This is a genomic window from Klebsiella sp. 64 (assembly GCF_018223915.1).
Lineage (GTDB): Bacteria > Pseudomonadota > Gammaproteobacteria > Enterobacterales > Enterobacteriaceae > Klebsiella > Klebsiella pneumoniae.
The window spans coordinates 1-19,643 of the sequence record NZ_JAGRQZ010000011.1 but is presented as its reverse complement, the minus strand read 5'-3'; the positions used below and the strand labels follow the sequence as shown (position 1 = coordinate 19,643).

18 protein-coding genes are annotated in these 19,643 nt (G+C 54.3%); 8 read left to right on the top strand and 10 right to left on the bottom strand.

Features of this window, described 5'->3' with window-relative positions; genetic code table 11:
* Positions 1-20: 20 nt before the first annotated feature.
* The 4 genes from dtd to typA form a co-directional block, all read right to left on the bottom strand.
* On the bottom strand, positions 21-458 hold the full coding sequence (gene dtd / locus KHQ23_RS08735) for a D-aminoacyl-tRNA deacylase (protein WP_002882809.1): 438 nt from the start codon (positions 456-458) through the stop codon (positions 21-23).
* Positions 455-1,315, bottom strand: a complete 861-nt coding sequence (locus KHQ23_RS08730) for a virulence factor BrkB family protein (RefSeq protein ID WP_004146232.1) — start codon at positions 1,313-1,315, stop codon at positions 455-457. The genes dtd and KHQ23_RS08730 overlap by 4 nt, the downstream gene beginning before the upstream one ends.
* Positions 1,309-1,908, bottom strand: coding sequence for a glucose-1-phosphatase (gene yihX / locus KHQ23_RS08725; RefSeq protein ID WP_004151865.1), 600 nt, complete (start codon positions 1,906-1,908; stop codon positions 1,309-1,311). The genes KHQ23_RS08730 and yihX overlap by 7 nt, the downstream gene beginning before the upstream one ends.
* A gap of 135 nt (positions 1,909-2,043) precedes the next feature.
* Positions 2,044-3,867, bottom strand: a complete 1,824-nt coding sequence (gene typA / locus KHQ23_RS08720; protein WP_002882755.1) for a ribosome-dependent GTPase TypA — start codon at positions 3,865-3,867, stop codon at positions 2,044-2,046.
* 378 nt (positions 3,868-4,245) lie between these two features.
* On the opposite strand from typA, the gene glnA reads away from it, so the two are divergent.
* From glnA to KHQ23_RS08700, 4 genes are all read left to right on the top strand, one after another.
* On the top strand, positions 4,246-5,655 hold the full coding sequence (glnA, locus tag KHQ23_RS08715; RefSeq protein WP_002882753.1) for a glutamate--ammonia ligase: 1,410 nt from the start codon (positions 4,246-4,248) through the stop codon (positions 5,653-5,655).
* 188 nt (positions 5,656-5,843) lie between these two features.
* Complete coding sequence (gene glnL / locus KHQ23_RS08710; protein ID WP_004146229.1) at positions 5,844-6,893, top strand: nitrogen regulation protein NR(II); 1,050 nt, start codon at positions 5,844-5,846, stop codon at positions 6,891-6,893.
* 8 nt (positions 6,894-6,901) lie between these two features.
* A complete protein-coding gene (gene glnG, locus KHQ23_RS08705; protein WP_002882749.1) occupies positions 6,902-8,311 on the top strand; it encodes a nitrogen regulation protein NR(I) in 1,410 nt (469 codons plus the stop codon).
* Positions 8,312-8,421: 110 nt separating this feature from the next.
* Positions 8,422-8,532, top strand: a complete 111-nt coding sequence (locus KHQ23_RS08700) for a YshB family small membrane protein (protein WP_004152951.1) — start codon at positions 8,422-8,424, stop codon at positions 8,530-8,532.
* Between the two features lie 35 nt (positions 8,533-8,567).
* Here KHQ23_RS08700 and hemN read toward each other — a convergent pair whose 3' ends face one another.
* Complete coding sequence (hemN, locus tag KHQ23_RS08695) at positions 8,568-9,941, bottom strand: oxygen-independent coproporphyrinogen III oxidase (protein ID WP_038991308.1); 1,374 nt, start codon at positions 9,939-9,941, stop codon at positions 8,568-8,570.
* Positions 9,942-10,129: 188 nt separating this feature from the next.
* A complete protein-coding gene (yihI, locus tag KHQ23_RS08690; protein WP_002882743.1) occupies positions 10,130-10,636 on the bottom strand; it encodes a Der GTPase-activating protein YihI in 507 nt (168 codons plus the stop codon).
* 583 nt (positions 10,637-11,219) lie between these two features.
* Between yihI and yihA the strand changes: the two genes are divergently transcribed.
* Positions 11,220-11,852 (top strand): ribosome biogenesis GTP-binding protein YihA/YsxC, encoded by a 633-nt coding sequence (yihA, locus tag KHQ23_RS08685; protein ID WP_002882734.1) that lies wholly within the window; start codon positions 11,220-11,222, stop codon positions 11,850-11,852.
* A gap of 347 nt (positions 11,853-12,199) precedes the next feature.
* On the opposite strand, the gene polA is transcribed toward yihA, so the two are convergent.
* On the bottom strand, positions 12,200-14,992 hold the full coding sequence (polA, locus tag KHQ23_RS08680; protein WP_004895180.1) for a DNA polymerase I: 2,793 nt from the start codon (positions 14,990-14,992) through the stop codon (positions 12,200-12,202).
* 396 nt (positions 14,993-15,388) lie between these two features.
* Between polA and KHQ23_RS08675 the strand changes: the two genes are divergently transcribed.
* Positions 15,389-16,288 (top strand): acyltransferase, encoded by a 900-nt coding sequence (locus tag KHQ23_RS08675; protein ID WP_004150336.1) that lies wholly within the window; start codon positions 15,389-15,391, stop codon positions 16,286-16,288.
* Between the two features lie 48 nt (positions 16,289-16,336).
* On the opposite strand, the gene dsbA is transcribed toward KHQ23_RS08675, so the two are convergent.
* The 3 genes from dsbA to KHQ23_RS08660 form a co-directional block, all read right to left on the bottom strand.
* Complete coding sequence (gene dsbA / locus KHQ23_RS08670) at positions 16,337-16,960, bottom strand: thiol:disulfide interchange protein DsbA (RefSeq protein WP_004146224.1); 624 nt, start codon at positions 16,958-16,960, stop codon at positions 16,337-16,339.
* Positions 16,961-16,987: 27 nt separating this feature from the next.
* A complete protein-coding gene (locus tag KHQ23_RS08665; RefSeq protein ID WP_047694017.1) occupies positions 16,988-17,974 on the bottom strand; it encodes a serine/threonine protein kinase in 987 nt (328 codons plus the stop codon).
* A gap of 75 nt (positions 17,975-18,049) precedes the next feature.
* On the bottom strand, positions 18,050-18,319 hold the full coding sequence (locus KHQ23_RS08660; protein WP_002882612.1) for a YihD family protein: 270 nt from the start codon (positions 18,317-18,319) through the stop codon (positions 18,050-18,052).
* 71 nt (positions 18,320-18,390) lie between these two features.
* On the opposite strand from KHQ23_RS08660, the gene mobA reads away from it, so the two are divergent.
* Complete coding sequence (gene mobA / locus KHQ23_RS08655; RefSeq protein ID WP_004178039.1) at positions 18,391-18,972, top strand: molybdenum cofactor guanylyltransferase MobA; 582 nt, start codon at positions 18,391-18,393, stop codon at positions 18,970-18,972.
* A complete protein-coding gene (gene mobB / locus KHQ23_RS08650; RefSeq protein ID WP_002882596.1) occupies positions 18,969-19,475 on the top strand; it encodes a molybdopterin-guanine dinucleotide biosynthesis protein MobB in 507 nt (168 codons plus the stop codon). The genes mobA and mobB overlap by 4 nt, the downstream gene beginning before the upstream one ends.
* Positions 19,476-19,643: the final 168 nt, after the last annotated feature.

Below are 19,643 nucleotides of genomic sequence, written 5' to 3'. Positions count from 1 at the left end.
CAGCCTGCCCGGAAGCTGGGTCATACCTGCAACCAAAAGGTCACGGGACCATCATTGACCAAAGAAACCTGCATATCCGCAGCGAATCTTCCGGTCTGGGTGTGCATTTCCTGCTGGCGACAGCGGGCGACGAAATACTCATACAGCGCCTCAGCGCGGTCAGGGGCAGCGCCTTTCGAGAAGCTCGGTCGCATCCCCCGCTCGGTATCGGCCGCCAGCGTAAATTGCGAAACCACCAGCACGCTGCCGCCCGCCTGCTGGACATTCAGGTTCATTTTCCCTTCCGCATCGCTGAAGATGCGGTAGCCCAGCACGCGTTCACAAAGGCGATTCGCCTTTTGTTCATCATCGTCTTTCTCGACGCCCAGCAGCACCAGAAGCCCCGGGCCAATTTCGCCCGTCACCTCGTCCGCCACGGTAACGCTTGCACGGGATACGCGTTGAATTAATGCAATCATGGTTGTTCTGTTTCTTCTGTTTTAAGTTTGCGGTATTCACCGAGAGTGACAGTAATTTCAGCGCCAAGCAAGACGATACACCAGGTCCAGTACACCCAGACGAACAAAATCGGCACCACCGAAATCACGCCATAAATTAGCTGATAGGACGGAAAGGTGGTGATATAGAGGGCAAACGCCTTTTTACCTGCCTCAAACAGCAGCGCCGCCACCAGCGCCCCGATCACCGCGTCGCGGTTACGTACCTGGGTAGTCGGTACAATACTATAGAGCAGCCAGAACGCTGCCCAGGAGAGGATCAGCGGAAATAGGCGGAGCAGATTATCAATTACGCCGTCCAGGTCGCTTGCCCAGCGCAGCGACAGCAGATAGGAACTGATCGCCAGGCTGGCGCCCGCCAGCAGCGGGCCGAGGGTCAGGATCATCCAGTAAACGGCAAAGGAATAAACTTTGGGGCGGCTGCGCGTGCTGCGCCAGATGGTGTTTAGCGCGCTGTCGATCGAGTACATCAGCAGCAGCGAGGTGACGATCAGGCCAAAGGCGCCTACGGCGGTCATGCGGCTGGAGTTGGCCACGAACTGCTCGATATATCCCTGGATTACATCCCCGGTCGCCGGAATAAAATTGGCGAAGATAAAATGACGGATCTGCACGCTGACTTCGGAGAACATAGGAAAGGCCGCAAACAGCGCGAACACGACGGCAATCAGCGGCACCAGGGACAGTAATGACACATAGGCGAGGTTCCCCGCCAGAGTGGTCATATGGTCTTCATCAATGCGCCGCCACAGCAGCTTTAGCCACGCCAGCAGCGGCCGGGTATGGTGGAGTAATTTTTGATGAACGGTTTTTAGCATAGCTGTTTCGCGAAATAGTCAGGGATGGTCTCCTTACCAGTCACCAGGATACTGGTGATCCCCAACCGGTTGGCCCCTGCTATATTATCGACGTTATCATCAAAAAAGACCGTATCTGCGGCGGAAAACCCCTCTTCTTCCAGTACTCGAAGATAAATTTGCGCTTCAGGCTTACGCAATCCCATCTCCTGCGACAGATAAATGCGATCGGCGGCCGCGCGCACTTCCGGGTATTCATCGGGCCAGAACGTGGTGTGCAGACGATTGGTATTGGAGAGCACCACCACCCGATGCCCCTGGGCACGAAGTTTATGCATGATGGTAATCACCTCCGGGCGCAGCGCGACAAACACCGCCTGCCAGCCGTGAGCAAACTGTTCATAGCTGAGGGGCATATTCATTTCATGGCACATGGCGGCGGCAAAGTCTTCATCGCTGAGCTCGCCGCGCTCATGCTGATGGAAAGCCTCACCCATGGTGAAATGCTGCTTCAGCGTCGCCAGCGGGATGCGGGTTAAATCGCTCCAGGCTCCCAATACCCGGTTGAAGTCAATGTCGACAATCACATTACCTAAATCAAAGATATAGAGCATTTTTGTCTCCTTCCGCGCCGTGGAAAATTAACTTTAGCGGGAAAGGCTGGATTTGACTATTGGCGTGTGATGCAGGAATGAAAAAAAGAAACCCCGCCGGAGAGGCGGGGTTTAGCGAACAACAAGAAGAAAAAATTACTCTTCTTTTGCACCGCGCATCGCGCGTTTACGGTCGTTCTCGGTCAGGTGACGTTTACGGATACGGATAGAGGTCGGAGTAACTTCTACCAGTTCGTCGTCATCGATGAACTCCAGAGCCTGCTCCAGGGTCATCTTAACCGGCGGAACCAGAACCGTGGCTTCGTCAGTACCAGACGCACGCATGTTGGTCAGTTTCTTACCGGTCAGGCAGTTTACCGTCAGGTCGTTGGAACGGCTGTGAATACCGATGATCTGGCCTTCGTAAACTTCAGCGCCGTGGCCGAGGAACAGCTTACCGCGATCCTGCAGACCGAACAGCGCGAACGCTACCGCTTTACCCTGACCGTTGGAGATCAGTACGCCGTTGTTACGCTGGCCCACTTCGCCCGGACGAACGTCGTCGTAGTGGCTGAAGGTGGAGTACAGCAGACCGGTACCGGAGGTCATGGTCATGAACTCTGAACGGAAGCCGATCAGACCGCGGCTTGGGATCACGTAGTCGAGACGTACGCGGCCTTTACCGTCCGGATTCATGTTTTTCAGGTCGCCTTTACGCTCGCCCAGCGCCTGCATGACAGAACCCTGATGCTGCTCTTCGACGTCCAGCGTCACGTTCTCGAACGGCTCTTGTTTACGGCCGTCGATTTCGCGGAAGATAACTTTCGGACGGGAAACCGCCATCTCGAAACCTTCACGACGCATGTTTTCAATCAGAACGGACAGGTGCAGTTCACCACGGCCGGAAACGCGGAACGCATCAGCGTCTTCGGTTTCTTCAACGCGCAGCGCCACGTTGTGCACCAGCTCTTTATTCAGACGGTCCAGGATCTGGCGAGAGGTAACGAACTTACCTTCTTTACCGCAGAACGGAGAGGTGTTGACGTTGAAGAACATGGAAACGGTCGGCTCATCAACGGACAGGGCCGGCAGCGCTTCGACATTCTGCGGGTCGCAGATGGTGTCGGAGATGTTCAGCTCGCCCAGACCGGTGATCGCGATGATGTCGCCAGCTTCAGCTACGTCGCTCTCAATTCGCTCCAGACCCAGGTGAGTCAGCACTTTACCGACTTTACCGTTACGGGTTTTGCCTTCGCTATCGATGATAGTGACCTGCTGGTTCGGCTTCACTTTACCGCGCTTGATGCGGCCGATGCCGATAACACCAACGTAGTTGTTGTAGTCCAGCTGGGAGATCTGCATCTGCAGCGGACCGTCAAGATCAACGTCCGGCGCCGGCACGCGATCGACAATCGCCTGGTACAGCGGGGTCATGTCGTCAGCCATGTCTTCGTGATCCAGACCCGCGATACCGTTCAGCGCGGACGCGTAAACGATCGGGAAGTCCAGCTGTTCGTCGGTCGCATCGAGGTTAACGAACAGGTCGAACACCTGATCGACAACCCAGTCCGGACGCGCGCCCGGGCGGTCAACTTTGTTGATGACCACGATCGGCTTCAGACCGTGGGCAAAAGCTTTTTTGGTCACGAAGCGCGTTTGCGGCATCGGGCCATCAAAGGCATCTACCACCAGCAGCACAGAGTCAACCATGGACATAACACGCTCAACTTCACCTCCGAAGTCGGCGTGCCCTGGGGTATCAACGATGTTGATACGGTAATCATTCCATTTGATTGCGGTGTTTTTCGCGAGGATGGTAATCCCACGCTCTTTCTCCAAATCGTTGGAGTCCATCACACGTTCTTGTGCTTCAGTACGTGCGTCGAACGTACCGGATTGCTGTAGCAGCTTGTCAACCAGGGTAGTTTTACCATGGTCAACGTGCGCGATGATGGCGATATTACGCAGATTTTCGATCACAACTTTGCCTCAGGCATTAGAAATAGCGCGTTATTGTACACGTATTAAGCGAAGGACTGAACAGGATCACAAACATCCTCCGCAAACAAGTATTGCAGAGTTTCTTTGTGACCGCTTTCACGGAGCGATAAAAGGGCACCGTAACAAAAATTGCACCAAAATGGTGCTCAATGTTCACACTGAAGCACTATTTTGGTGCATTATCTCCATCATGGTGCAGTCCTTTTGCACTATGGTGCGCATGATACAGCGTTTTATAGGGCATTTAAAAGTTGGCACAGATTTCGCTTTATATTTTTTAAGGCAACAACGCCACTTTTAAGCAGTATGAAGTTTTCGTTACCACGACGACAATGACCAATCCGGGAGAGTTTAAGTATGTCCGCTGAACACGTTTTGACGATGCTGAACGAGCACGAAGTGAAGTTTGTCGATCTGCGCTTCACCGATACCAAAGGTAAAGAACAGCACGTCACGATTCCGTCTCATCAGGTAAATGCCGAATTCTTCGAAGAAGGCAAAATGTTTGATGGCTCCTCGATTGGTGGCTGGAAAGGTATCAACGAATCTGACATGGTCCTGATGCCGGACGCGTCCACCGCGGTCATTGACCCGTTCTACGAAGAACCGACCCTGATCATCCGCTGCGATATCCTCGAGCCAGGCACCCTGCAGGGCTATGACCGTGACCCGCGCTCCATCGCGAAACGCGCTGAAGAGTACCTGCGCGCCACCGGCATCGCTGATACCGTCCTGTTCGGGCCAGAACCAGAATTCTTCCTGTTCGACGACATCCGTTTTGGCGCCTCTATCTCGGGCTCCCATGTCGCGATCGATGACATTGAAGGTGCGTGGAACTCCTCCACCAAATACGAAGGCGGTAACAAAGGTCACCGTCCGGGCGTGAAAGGGGGTTACTTCCCGGTTCCGCCAGTAGACTCTTCTCAGGACATCCGTTCCACCATGTGTATGATCATGGAAGAGATGGGTCTGGTTGTTGAAGCCCATCACCATGAAGTAGCAACCGCAGGTCAGAACGAAGTGGCAACCCGCTTCAATACCATGACCAAAAAAGCGGATGAAATTCAGATTTACAAATACGTTGTTCACAACGTCGCTCACCGCTTTGGTAAAACCGCGACCTTTATGCCGAAACCGATGTTCGGCGACAACGGCTCCGGCATGCACTGCCATATGTCTCTGGCGAAAAACGGTACCAACCTGTTCTCCGGCGACAAATACGCCGGTCTGTCTGAGCAGGCGCTGTTCTACATCGGCGGCGTAATCAAACACGCTAAAGCCATCAACGCCCTGGCGAACCCGACCACCAACTCCTACAAGCGTCTGGTCCCGGGTTACGAAGCGCCGGTTATGCTGGCTTACTCTGCCCGTAACCGCTCTGCCTCTATCCGTATTCCGGTGGTGACCTCTCCGAAAGCGCGTCGTATCGAAGTGCGCTTCCCGGACCCGGCTGCCAACCCGTACCTGTGCTTTGCGGCGCTGCTGATGGCTGGCCTTGATGGTATCAAGAACAAAATCCATCCGGGCGAAGCAATGGATAAAAACCTGTATGACCTGCCGCCGGAAGAAGCGAAAGAGATCCCGCAGGTTGCCGGTTCTCTGGAAGAAGCCCTGCAGGCCCTGGATGCTGACCGCGAGTTCCTGACCGCTGGCGGCGTGTTCACCAATGACGCTATCGATGCCTACATCGCCCTGCGTATGGAAGAGAACGACCGCGTACGCATGACTCCGCATCCGGTTGAGTTCGAACTGTACTACAGCGTCTAATTTTGCTGTAAATCCAGGGTATGTCGTGTTGTGGCGCGAGATGCCCGGGATATTTTGTTGCCGTGGAAACTTTCAGCCCATCTCAGGATGGGCTTTTTTCTCCACCAACACGCTGATCTCGCGAGCTTTTTACCGATAAAAAGCTATACTGCACTAAATTGGTGCACTCATTTTCAGGAGACTGTCGAATGGCAACAGGCACACTGCCCGATGCTGGGCAGATCCTTAACTCCCTTATCAACAGTATTTTACTGGTCGATGATGACCTGGCGGTGCACTTTGCCAACCCTGCGGCGCAGCAGCTGCTGGCGCAGAGCTCGCGCAAACTGTTTGGCACCCCATTACCTGAGCTGTTGAGCTATTTTTCGTTGAATATCGGGCTGATGCAGGAGAGTCTGCAGGCGGGCCAGGGGTTTACCGATAACGAAGTGACGCTGGTTATCGATGGCCGTTCGCACATCCTGTCGTTGACCGCCCAGCGGCTGCCGGAAGGCTTTATTCTGCTGGAAATGGCGCCGATGGATAATCAGCGCCGCCTGAGCCAGGAGCAGCTGCAGCATGCGCAGCAGGTCGCCGCTCGCGACCTCGTCCGCGGCCTGGCGCATGAGATAAAAAACCCGTTAGGCGGCCTGCGCGGCGCGGCCCAGCTGCTCAGCAAAGCGCTGCCCGACCCGGCGCTAACGGAATATACCAAAGTGATCATTGAGCAGGCCGACCGGCTAAGAAATCTGGTCGACCGCCTGCTCGGACCACAGCATCCGGGCATGCACGTTACCGAAAGCATCCACAAAGTCGCCGAACGGGTAGTTAAACTGGTTTCCATGGAGTTGCCGGACAACGTGAAGTTGATCCGCGATTACGACCCCAGCCTACCAGAGCTACCCCACGACCCGGATCAAATTGAACAGGTGTTGCTGAACATCGTCCGTAATGCGCTGCAGGCGCTGGGGCCGGAAGGGGGCGAAATTATTCTTCGCACCCGCACCGCTTTCCAGCTGACGCTGCACGGGGTGCGTTATCGCCTCGCCGCCCGCATCGACGTTGAAGATAATGGCCCGGGTATTCCGCCCCATCTCCAGGATACGCTGTTCTATCCGATGGTCAGCGGCCGCGAAGGCGGTACCGGCCTGGGCTTATCTATCGCCCGTAGCCTTATCGATCAGCACTCCGGCAAAATTGAATTCACCAGCTGGCCGGGTCATACCGAATTTTCGGTATACCTGCCTATTCGGAAGTAGAGGTGTTTATGCAACGAGGGATAGCCTGGATCGTTGATGACGATAGCTCCATCCGCTGGGTGCTTGAACGCGCGCTCACCGGAGCCGGCTTGAGCTGCACAACGTTCGAAAGCGGCAATGAGGTGCTAGATGCCCTCACCACCAAAACCCCGGATGTACTGCTGTCAGATATCCGTATGCCGGGAATGGATGGTCTGGCGCTGCTCAAACAGATTAAGCAGCGCCATCCAATGCTTCCGGTCATCATAATGACCGCGCATTCCGATCTGGACGCCGCGGTCAGCGCTTATCAGCAGGGCGCTTTTGATTATTTGCCCAAACCTTTTGATATCGATGAAGCCGTCGCCCTCGTCGACCGGGCGATAAGCCACTATCAAGAGCAGCAGCAGCCGCGAAATGCGCCGATAAGTAGCCCAACTGCCGACATCATCGGCGAAGCGCCAGCTATGCAGGATGTCTTTCGCATTATTGGCCGCCTGTCGCGCTCATCCATCAGCGTGCTGATCAATGGCGAATCCGGTACCGGTAAAGAGCTTGTCGCACATGCCCTGCATCGCCATAGTCCACGCTCAAAAGCGCCGTTTATCGCGCTGAATATGGCGGCGATCCCCAAGGACCTGATTGAGTCCGAGCTGTTCGGCCATGAAAAAGGAGCCTTTACCGGCGCCAATACCGTCCGTCAGGGTCGCTTTGAACAGGCTGACGGCGGTACGCTGTTCCTGGATGAAATTGGCGATATGCCGCTTGATGTCCAGACTCGTCTGCTGCGCGTGCTGGCGGATGGTCAGTTTTATCGCGTGGGCGGTTACGCGCCGGTGAAGGTCGATGTGCGGATCATCGCCGCTACCCACCAGAACCTGGAACAGCGCGTGCAGGAGGGGAAATTTCGTGAAGATTTGTTCCACCGCCTGAACGTCATCCGGGTGCATTTACCGCCGCTGCGTGAGCGCCGGGAAGATATTCCACGCCTGGCCCGCCATTTTCTGCAGATAGCCGCCCGCGAGCTCGGCGTTGAAGCCAAACAGCTGCATCCGGAAACGGAGACAGCGCTGACCCGCCTGGCGTGGCCAGGCAACGTCCGTCAGCTGGAAAACACCTGTCGCTGGCTCACCGTCATGGCCGCCGGCCAGGAGGTGCTGACGCAGGATCTGCCGAGCGAACTGTTTGAGACCACGATTCCTGATAGCCCAACGCAGATGCAGCCTGACAGCTGGGCTACGCTGCTGGGTCAGTGGGCCGATCGGGCGTTGCGATCCGGTCATCAAAACCTGCTCTCAGAAGCGCAACCCGAAATGGAGCGCACGCTGCTAACGACCGCCCTGCGCCATACTCAGGGGCACAAGCAGGAGGCTGCGCGCCTGCTGGGATGGGGACGTAATACCCTGACGCGTAAGCTAAAAGAGTTGGGTATGGAGTAGGGTTCAACAGCATGATGAAAAATAGCCGATCGGCGCAAAGTGCTGCTATTTTGTACTTTACTGTTCCGATGAGTTGAGTATGATCGTGCCCGGCATTAGGGGAGAGCATCATGTTTGAATCACTGGTGAGTATGATATCGAGCGGCGCCGCTGCGAGTCACACGCCACAAACGGCAGTCGCTGCCGTGCTGTGCGCTGCGCTGGTCGGGCTGTTCAGCTAATTGTTCCCCCTCTCCTGCGGGAGAGGGGGAAAATATTAAATAACCCGTGAGAACTGCTGCATCCGGGCCTTTTGCCGTAGGTAGGCATCAAAGCACATACAGATGTTGCGGATCAGCAGGCGGCCTTTCGCCGTCACCTGAATGACCTTATCATCCACAGCCACCAGCCCGTCATGCGCCAGCGGCGCCAGCAGCTTCAGATCCTCGGCGAAATAAGACACAAAATCCACGTCCCACTGCGCCTCGACCGCCGCGATATCCAGCTGGAAGTTACAGATCAACGCTTTAATCACGTCGCGACGCAGACAGTCATCGCGAGTTAACGCGATCCCGCGCCACAGGGCGTTCCCTTGCTCTGCTACCTGCTGGTAGTACTGCTTGAGCTCTTTTTGGTTCTGGGCGTAGCTGTCGCCAATCATGCTGATCGCCGAAACGCCCATCCCCAGCAGATCGGTATCGCCCTGAGTGGTGTAGCCCTGGAAATTACGATGCAGTACGCCGTGACGTTGCGCGACCGCTAATTCATCATCGGGACGGGCGAAATGGTCCATGCCGATAAACTGATAGCCTGCCGTCGTCAGCGAGCCGATGGTTTCCTGCAGGATCTCCAGCTTCTGCTCAGCGGAGGGCAGATCGGCATCTTTAATCTTCCGCTGAGCGGCAAAGAGCGTGGGCAGATGCGCATAGTTAAACACGCTCAGGCGGTCAGGATTGAGCTCGGCGACCTTTTGCAGGGTAAAGGCGAAGCTCTCCGGCGTTTGCTTCGGCAGGCCATAAATGAGGTCGATATTGGTCGAGGTAAAACCAATCTCCCGCGCATGGTTGAGCAAATCAAAGATGAACGCTTCGTCCTGCTCACGGTTAACCAGACGCTGAACCTCTTTATTGAAGTCCTGTACGCCCATACTCAGGCGGTTGAAACCCTCAGCGCGTAAATGATCGAGGACATCCAGTTCGATCTCACGCGGATCGACCTCTATGGAGATCTCGGCTTCCGCGCTGAAATGGAAATGGCTGCGCAACAGATCCATCAGGCGACTGATTTGCGCCTTATTGAGATAAGTTGGCGTGCCGCCCCCCCAGTGCAGTTGCTTCACCTGGCGAGTGGCAAACAGCGGCGCGCGGTGGATGATCTCCTGCTCAAGGACATCGAGATATTGATCGGCCTTATGCTGCTGGCGGGTGACTATCTTATTGCAGCCGCAGAAATAACACAGCTTATGGCAAAACGGGATATGCACGTACAGCGACAGGGGACGCTGTGGGTAACGGGCCACAGCGGCATCGAATTCCGCCGCGCCAAATTGCGGTGAAAACTCCAGCGCGGTGGGATACGAGGTATAGCGCGGCCCGGAATAGTTATATTTCTGGATCAGGGCCAGATCCCAGTCGATTATCTGCTCAGACATGCTCACTCCTTCCGATGGTGCCGCCGACGGGTACGCCGTCCCGGCCCCACCGCACCGCGGGTCATGAGCCGGTTGCGCAGCCATTTCTGACGCCGCGACAACCGTCGTAGTTTAACGAATAACCACAGCAGATAACATATAACCAGAAGGATTATAAGGAGTACCGGGAATCCGATGGGATGCAAATGTTAGTTTCCACCCTTCAGCAGACGCATCATATCTTCCTGACGCTCTTCCTCTTCTTCATCTTCATCATCGTAAGAGAGGCCGAGCTGCTGCATCAGCTCATCAATGCGATCCAGTTTGGCGTCCACCCAGCTCTGCTCTTCAGCATTCAGGGTGCCGCCCTCTTCCAGACGTTCCAGCAGCGCGTCCAGGCGCTCATCATTCTCCAGCAACTCCAGCTCAGCCTGCGGTGAAAGCATAGGTTTCTCGCTCTTTGGTTTATGCTGCTTGGGGGCTGGAGCGCTGCTTTCGCTCACGCCCAGCGGGATCGGTTTTTTGCTACCCACGCGCGGATCTTGCGCCTGACGCTGTTTTTTACCCGCTGAAGCCGCATCGCCGCCGTTCGCGCGACTGCCTGCCGCGTGGCCACGATGTTTCTTCTGCCGTTTGCGATCGCGAGCTTCCTGATTTAACTCTTCACGCGACTTGCGGCCGGATTTGCCACGGGTGGCGGATGTCGGTTTTTTCATGATGTGTAATCTTCAGACAGTAGTATTCAGTATAGAATTGAGGCGGAATCTAGCAGAAAGCAAGCAAAGAAAAAAGGCGACAGATTACTCTGTCGCCTTTTTCCTCACTGACCACCCTTAACGGGCGCTTCTTTCCCTGTTCGCTAACGACTCACCCTGTCTTTCCCTTAGCGTCCAACGGTCCCTGTTTCTTCCTTTTCCCTGTAAAACGTCTCCAAGACGCGCGTCATCCTGACTATCCTGTGGTCTTCGCCTCCTGGCGCTTCCTGACTCCTCGTCCTGAGTCCTAATCCTTTCAGCATCCCCGCCGTTGTGTATTACTTTACCTTGTTGACAAAAATCGACAACCAGTCTGGCAGTTAAAAATCTATTTTCAGAATTCTCTATTTCTATAATTGATTAATTTTCAATATTTTAAATATGTTTTGTCTTATTTTCCTCAGGTATGTCCTATACAAAGAATAGTCAATGTCTCACAAACCATATGGTTTTTACTTACAGGAACGGCGTGCGGTAAAAACAGCCTTTTTCTGCTGTTCAGGTATAATCCCTGCCATAGCCTGTTTTAACGGAGACGACCGTCTTGACCAACTGGAATTATCAACTGACGCACTTTGTCACTAGCGCGCCAGATATCCGCCATCTTCCTGCCGATACCGGTATTGAAGTGGCGTTCGCCGGCCGCTCCAACGCGGGAAAATCCAGCGCGCTGAATACGCTGACTAATCAGAAGAACCTGGCGCGTACCTCCAAAACCCCGGGGCGTACGCAGCTGATTAACCTGTTCGAAGTCGCTGAGGGCAAGCGCCTTGTCGACCTGCCCGGCTATGGTTATGCGCAAGTACCCGAAGAGATGAAGATCAAGTGGCAGCGCGCGCTGGGGGAATACCTGGAAAAACGTCTGTGCCTGAAGGGTCTCGTGGTGCTGATGGACATACGTCATCCGCTTAAAGATCTCGATCAGCAGATGATCGAATGGGCGGTAGAGAGCGATATTCAGGTGCTGGTACTGCTCACCAAAGCCGATAAGCTCGCCAGCGGCGCGCGTAAAGCGCAAGTGAATATGGTGCGTGAAGCGGTACTGGCCTTCAATGGCGATGTCCAGGTTGAACCCTTCTCTTCGCTGAAAAAATCTGGCGTCGATAAGCTGCGACAGAAGCTGGATAGCTGGTTTAACGAAATCCCGCCGCAAGAAGCCGTCGAAGACGCCGAGTAACCCCCGCTTTTTCCGGATAACGGCGCGTAGCGCCCTATCCGGACGTTCATACTACGTTGTTTTCACAGCGTAAAACTTTTCTTTCGCGCAATAAAAAACGCCCCGGTCATAAATGACCGGGGCGGCTAAAATATTCAGCCAAATCCGATTACGTGAAGTAAAAGGTCTGAAAGATAGAACATCTTACCTCTGTACCCTACGCGAATAACTTTACTCTTCTTTCGCTCACGGATAAAGCATTTTTTGTAGTTTTTTTTCACTATGTACATAGCAAATTCAAATGATCCTCACAAAACTCTATAAGTTATGTTGCTTACTTACAGAAAATCGCGTTGCGCTTTGTATACTTAGTGCGCTTGATCCCAGTTTTCGCCGCTGCCCACTTCCACCAGCAACGGTACCGCCAGCGTAGTACTGTTCTCCATCAGTTCGTGGATTTTTTTCGATACGGCATCGAGCTCATCCTTATGCACTTCAAAGACCAGTTCATCGTGAACCTGCATGATCATCCGCACGCGAGGTTTCTCGCTCCGCAGCCATTCATCAACGGCAATCATCGCCCGCTTGATAATATCCGCAGCCGTCCCCTGCATCGGGGCGTTAATCGCCGCACGCTCCGCGCCGGCACGACGAGCGCCATTGCTGGACTTGATATCCGGCAAATAGAGTCGACGGCCATCCAGCGTTTCAACATACCCTTGCTCCTTCGCCTGTGCGCGGGTGCGCTCCATATACTCCAGGACGCCCGGATAACGTTCGAAATAAAGATCCATGTACTTCTGCGCTTCTTTACGCGGGATGTTCAGCTGGCGGGCCAGGCCAAAGGCGCTCATGCCGTAGATCAGACCGAAGTTGATGGCTTTCGCACTGCGCCTCTGTTCGCTGCTGACGCTGTCCAGCGGTAAGCCAAATACTTCAGCCGCCGTCGCCCGGTGAATATCCTTCCCTTCCGCGAAGGCGGTCAGCAGGCCTTTATCCCGCGACAGGTGCGCCATAATGCGCAGCTCGATTTGCGAGTAGTCCGCCGAGACAATGACGTAATCTTCCGGCGCGATAAACGCCTGGCGAATACGGCGCCCTTCTTCGTTACGCACCGGAATGTTTTGCAGGTTTGGATCGGTAGACGACAAACGGCCGGTGGCGGTGACCGCCTGATGATAGGAGGTATGCACGCGGCCCGTTTTGGGGTTAATCATCAGCGGCAGCTTATCGGTATAGGTCGACTTCAGCTTCGCCAGCCCACGATACTCCAGAATCACTTTCGGCAACGGATAATCGAGCGCCAGCTCTTCCAGCACCTCTTCAGAGGTGGACGGCGCACCGCCCGGCGTCTTCTTCAGCGGCTTGATACCCTGTTTTTCAAACAGGATCGTTTGCAGCTGTTTGGTGGAGGAGAGATTAAACGCTTCCCCGGCGATCTCATGTGCTCGCTGCTCCAGCTCAACCAGGCGCTGGGCAATTTCCTGCGAGTGCGCATGCAGCACGGCGGGGTCGATTTTAACGCCGTTGCGCTCAACGCGAGACAGCACCGGCACCAGCGGCATTTCAATGTGCTGGAAGATATTCAGCGGGCCTTCATGCTGCTGTAGCTTCGGCCACATCTTCAGATGCAGCTGGAGCGTAACGTCGGCATCTTCCGCCGCGTAGCGACCAGCCTCTTCCAGCGCAATCTGGTTAAAGGTGAGCTGATTCTTACCCTTGCCAGCGATCTCTTCGAAGGTAATGGTTTTATGTTTCAGCCAGCGGTCGGAAAGACTGTCCATATCGTGGCGGCCCGCCACGCTGTCGAGAATGTAAGACTCGAGCATGGTATCGAACGCAATCCCGCGCAGCTCAATGTCGTAATTAGCCAAAATGCCGCGATCGTATTTGAGATTTTGCCCGACCTTGAGCACCTTCTCATCCTCCAGCAGCGGTTTAAGCAGCGTCAGCACGCGCTCGCGCGGGATCTGATCCGGCGCATCAAGGTAATCATGCGCTACCGGGACATAGGCGGCCACGCCCGGCTCAACAGCGAATGAAAGACCAACCATGTTGGCGGAGATGTTATCCAGGCTGTCGGTTTCCGTATCAAAGGCAAAGAGCGGCGCCTGCTTCAGCTTATCGATCCAGGTGAGCAGCGTAGCCTCATCAAGGATAGTGACATAATGCTCTGCTGAAAGTGCAGTAGCGGCTTCAACCTCTTCTTCCGCTTCTGCCGCTGCTGCAGGCGCTGCAGGTTTCGCAGCCGGTTTGCCCCCCTTAGCCTGCAGCCATTTTCCGGCCTCAACGTCGGTAGTCCAGCGCTTAAACTCATACTGTCTGAACAGCGCCAGCAGATCGTCTGCCGCCGGCGGCTGCACCTCCAGCTCTTCACAGGTGAGCTCCAGCTCGACGTCGGTTTTGATGGTCGCCAGCTGATAAGAGAGATAAGCCACGTCCTTGTTCTGCTCGAGCTTCGCCGCCATCGTTTTCGCGCCGCGGAAGCTCAGTTCAGCGATCTTCTCCGGTTCCGCATACAGCGTATCAAGGCCGCCGAGGCCTTGCAGCAGCGCCTGGGCGGTCTTTTCGCCCACGCCCGGCACGCCGGGAATGTTATCCGAGGAGTCGCCCATCAGCGCCAGGAAATCAATAATCAGCTCCGGCGGGACGCCGTACTTAGTAACCACCTCATCCGGTCCGAGGATAGTGTTGGTCATGGTATTGATCAGGGTGATGCCCGGCGTCACCAGCTGGGCCATGTCTTTATCGCCGGTGCTGATCAGGACTGGGCGACCTGCCCTTTCCGCTTCCCGCGCCAGGGTGCCAATCACATCGTCAGCTTCGACGCCCGGGACAGCCATCAGCGGCAGCCCCATCGCTTTCACCATCTTATGCAACGGCTCAATCTGCGCGCGCAGATCGTCCGGCATCGGCGGGCGGTGAGATTTGTAATGCTCGAACAATTCATCACGGAAGGTTTTCCCTTTCGCATCAAAGACCACGACGGCATGAGTCGGTTGATACTGCAGTATCAAACTGCGCAGCATATTCAGTACGCCGTACATAGCCCCGGTGGGCTCCCCTGCGCTGTTAGTCAGCGGCGGAAACGCATGATACGCCCGATAAAGATAGGAGGAGCCGTCAACGAGGATGAGAGGGTTTTCTGGGATCTGAACCATAATTTCCGTGCCTGTTTATCAGATTATGGATAAAGGATGCCACAGACGGGCATGAAATCCTGAATTTTTCCCGCAATTCGCGGAAAAGATTCAACGATCGTCGCGATCGCGCGACAACTTAGCTTGTGGATAACTTTGTGTATAGTTTTACAACGTCAGCTTATCCGCCCCTGAAAATAAATGAATAAATAGTATTATTTACTATTTATCAACCACTTAAAAACAGATCAACGATCCTGGCATTAATTTGATGACCTAATCTTCCATGTGGATAGAAGATCCTTGTTTTTTTCTGTTCTGGTAAGACCCGTCATTTGCCGCGTTTTCTGGTAAAATCAGCCTCTTGCGCAGCTTAAAGGCGCTCTTTGTCAGCCTAACTTTCTGAATAAACTAACTATGTCGAGATTACTCGCTGCGATAACACTTCCGCTGAGTATCGCCTTAACCATCTTAGTCACCATTATCTGCTCTGTACCGATCATCGTCGCCGGGCTGATTAAACTGCTGGTCCCCATTCCAGCGGTATGGCGCTCTATATCCGTTTTTTGCAATTTTATGATGTACTGCTGGTGCGAAGGGCTGGCGCTGCTGTTGCATCTCAATCCCTGGCTAAAATGGGACGTCCAGGGTCTGGAAGGCCTGAACAAAAAGAACTGGTATCTGCTGATCAGCAACCACCACAGCTGGGCAGACATCGTGGTGCTGTGCGTGCTGTTCCGCAAGCATATTCCGATGAATAAGTACTTCCTTAAACAACAGCTGGCGTGGGTACCCTTCATTGGCCTCGCCTGCTGGGCGCTGGATATGCCTTTTATGCGCCGCTACTCGCGCAGCTATCTTATTCGTCACCCGGAGCGCCGCGGTAAAGATGTCGAAACCACCCGCCGTTCGTGTGAAAAATTTCGCGCGCATCCGACGACTATCGTCAATTTTGTGGAAGGCTCGCGTTTTACCGAAGAAAAAAAGCGCGAAACGCGCTCTCCTTACCACAACCTGTTACCGCCGAAAGCCGCTGGTATCGCCATGGCGCTCAACGTACTCGGTTCGCAGTTCGATAAACTGCTGAACGTCACGCTGTGCTACCCGGATAATCATACAAGACCATTTTACGATATGTTAAGCGGCCGCCTGACGCGCATTGTGGTCCGTATCAATCTGGTCCCTATTGGCGAAGAGCTGCACGGCGATTACGTTAACGATAAGAACTTTAAGCGCAGCTTCCAGCGCTGGCTGAATGGCCTATGGGAAGAGAAAGACCGTCAGTTGACTGACATCATGAGGGACAAAGAACGGTAGCTATTGCAAAACAGATAAAGTAACGCCGGTCAGTGACCGGCGTTTTTTTTATTTCTTCTCTACCAGTTGCTTCACGGTATCCGCATACTGAGCGACGAAGACATCCATATTGCTGGTGTCCATCCCCTGCGGATTCAGCTGGTATTTACCATTAACATACATAGCCGGTACGCCCTGCAGCTGCAGATCGGCTGCCGCTTTCTCTTGCTGAGCGACCAGAGATTTCACCACGAAGCTATTCCATGCGGCATCGTAGTCTTCCCCTTTCACGCCAGCGTCGACAAACACTTTACGAATGTCAGCCACACTCTGCACAGTCTGGTTTTTCTGCACGGCTTCGAACATCGGCGCAGTAATTTTGTCTTCAACGCCCAGCGCGATGGCCACCGCCCATGCCTGCGTCAGATCCTTGCCCAGCGGACCCAGGAACTCAACGTGGTATTTGGTCATTTTAGTGCCTTCCGGCAGTTTCTGGCGCACATTGTCAGAGACATGCAGCACTTCTTCAAACTGGTAGCAGTGCGGGCAGTAGAACGAAAAGAACTCGAGCACCTGCGGCTCGCCAGCAATCGGCTTATCAAGGGTGATGTACTGCTTGCCGTCGGTGATCTGGGCAGCGGATGCACTAAAAGCCAGAATCATACCAGCCAGCGCCAGCCAAACTTTTTTCATGATTTACTCTCTCCTGGATATATCACATTAATACATTGGCGTTAACTGAAGCGGGGGTTCCTGTAGAACCTTCACCTGCTCAAGAAAAGTCGACGTCTGCCCCCGCCAGTAATCCTCCCCGGTTAACCAGGGGAAATTGACCGGGAAAGCGGGATCGTCCCAGCGTCTGAGCAACCACGCCAGATAATAAACCAGTCGCATAGCGCGTAAAGGTTCAATCAGCGCGATTTCATCGCTGTTAAAGGGGCTGAATTCCTCATAGGCCTCGACAATAGTCTCCAGCTGCATACGCTGTTCAGCCTTATCGCCGTTGAGCAGCATCCACAGATCCTGAATCGCCGGGCCGGTACGCGCATCGTCTAAGTCGACAAACAGTGGTCCGTCGCGCCAGAGGATATTACCGGCATGGCAGTCACCGTGCAGGCGCAACGTGTTCCCACCGCCGTGCCATTGCTCCATGACGGCAGCAATGAGTTTATCGGTCGCCTTCAGGAAATCGGCCTTCAGGCCAGAGGGGATCAGCGTCGCCTGCTCAAACACCTGACGCGGTTCCAGCAGGTACTCCTGCACGCCAATTTCCGGGCGGGCAGTAAAGCGCTGTTTGCAGCCCGTCTGGTGCAGGCGCCCCAGATAGCGGCCAACCCATTCCATCTGATCAAGGTTATCCGCTTCGAACTGACGACCGCCAAGGCTTGGGAAAACGGCAAAGTAGAATCCCTGATGCTGATGAAGCGTGCTGTCATTAAATAAGAGCGGCGCAGCAACGGGCACTTCATCTTCTACAAGCTGAAGCGCAAACTGGTGTTCTTCAAGGATCTGTTCTGCGGACCAGCGCTCAGGACGATAGAACTTTACCACATAGCGATGGCGCTCTTCGTCCTGGAACTGATAAACGCGGTTCTCATAGCTGTTTAGCGGGGTGAGACCGGAGTCCACCCGCATACCCAGATCGAATAACCCATCGATAATGGTATCCGGGCGAAGCGTCTGAAAAGTAAAAGCCTTATCGTGCATCCTGACATCCGATAATCGTACGAATAGTTCAGGATATCATCTCATTGCACTTTACGCGGTAGCGCTTACAACCTTTTACTCTTTTATTACCCCGCGGGCGCGCAGCAGCGCGGTTTTAAAGTCCTCTTCATAATCCTTCTGAATACCCGGGATGACAGCATCTTTGGAAGAGTCGCGCATCTTCAGGTGATAGATCAGAATATCGTCGGAAAGATCGCTCAGTTCGCCATCATAGCCGGCCTCTTTCGCCAGCTTCTGCAAAAATTGCATCAGGTTCAGTTCAGGCTCTTTTTGCCAGGCTGGCTGGAGGAGTTCAATTACTTCATTCAGACGTTTACATTTCATGGTCATGCTCCTTACTCTTGATAGGGACAAGTTAACAGGGTCAATCCCACAATGAAAGAGGCGATATTCATATGCAAAGCGAGGCGATAACCGGCGTCGTGCTGGCGGGCGGCAGGGCCACGCGGATGGGCGGCATTGATAAAGGATTACAGGCGCTAAATGGTCGCCCTCTCTGGCGACACGTCGCGGAAGCATTAGCCCCGCAGGTAGATGAGTTAGTCATTAGCGCCAATCGTCATCTTGAACAGTGGCGTGCCAGCGGATATCCGGTCTTTCGAGACATACAGGAGGGTTATCAGGGGCCGCTGGCCGGAATGCTTGCTGTGATGCAGCAGGTCGCGAGCCCATGGTTTGTTTTTTGCCCCTGCGACACGCCGTTCATTCCGTCCTTTTTGGTGGAGCGCTTTATCCAGCAGAGAGGGGACGCACCGGTCGTTTGGGCCCATGACGGCGAACGGGATCATCCTGCCGTTGCATTAGTTCATCGTCAAATCATTCCGGAACTGGAGGCTTATCTGGCACATGGAGAGCGCAGGGTGATGGTTTTTATGCGACAAATGGGTGGGCGCCCGGTGAATTTCAGCGATGTGAAAACTGCTTTCATTAATGTAAATACGCTCGAAGATTTGCAGCAGATGCAGGAGCCATCATGATCCCATTACTGGCGATCGCCGCATGGAGCGGTACCGGAAAAACAACATTATTAAAGCGTCTTATCCCTGAGCTTTGCGCTCTAGGATTACGCCCGGGACTGATAAAGCACACCCATCATGATATGGACGTGGATAAGCCGGGCAAAGATAGCTATGAACTGCGTAAGGCGGGCGCTGCGCAAACTATTGTCGCCAGCGAACAGCGGTGGGCATTGATGACCGAGACGCCAGAGAAGCCGGAATTAGATCTCACGTGGCTGGTCAGTCGAATGGATGCCAGCAAACTGGACCTGGTTTTAGTGGAGGGGTTCAAACATGAACCCGTGCCGAAGATCCTGCTTTTTCGGCAAAACAGCGGCCATCGTGTAGAAGAGCTGGTAATTGATGAGCATACCATCGCCGTGGCCAGCGATGTATCGATCGCGACCTCACTTCCGCTGCTGGATTTAAATGATGTACCACAGATCGCGACATTTATTGTGAGTTGGTTAGAGAGGCAATAGTCATTTATCGACGGTGATATAGGAGGGATTTTCCCGGAGGCGGTGCTGCGCACCTTGTCCGGCCACAGGGACGTAGCCCCGTGTCGGATCCGTAGCCCCGGCAAGCGCAGCGCCACCGGGGGGACATGCCGGCACGCTGGCCGAACGACAGAAACGCAAAAAGCCCAT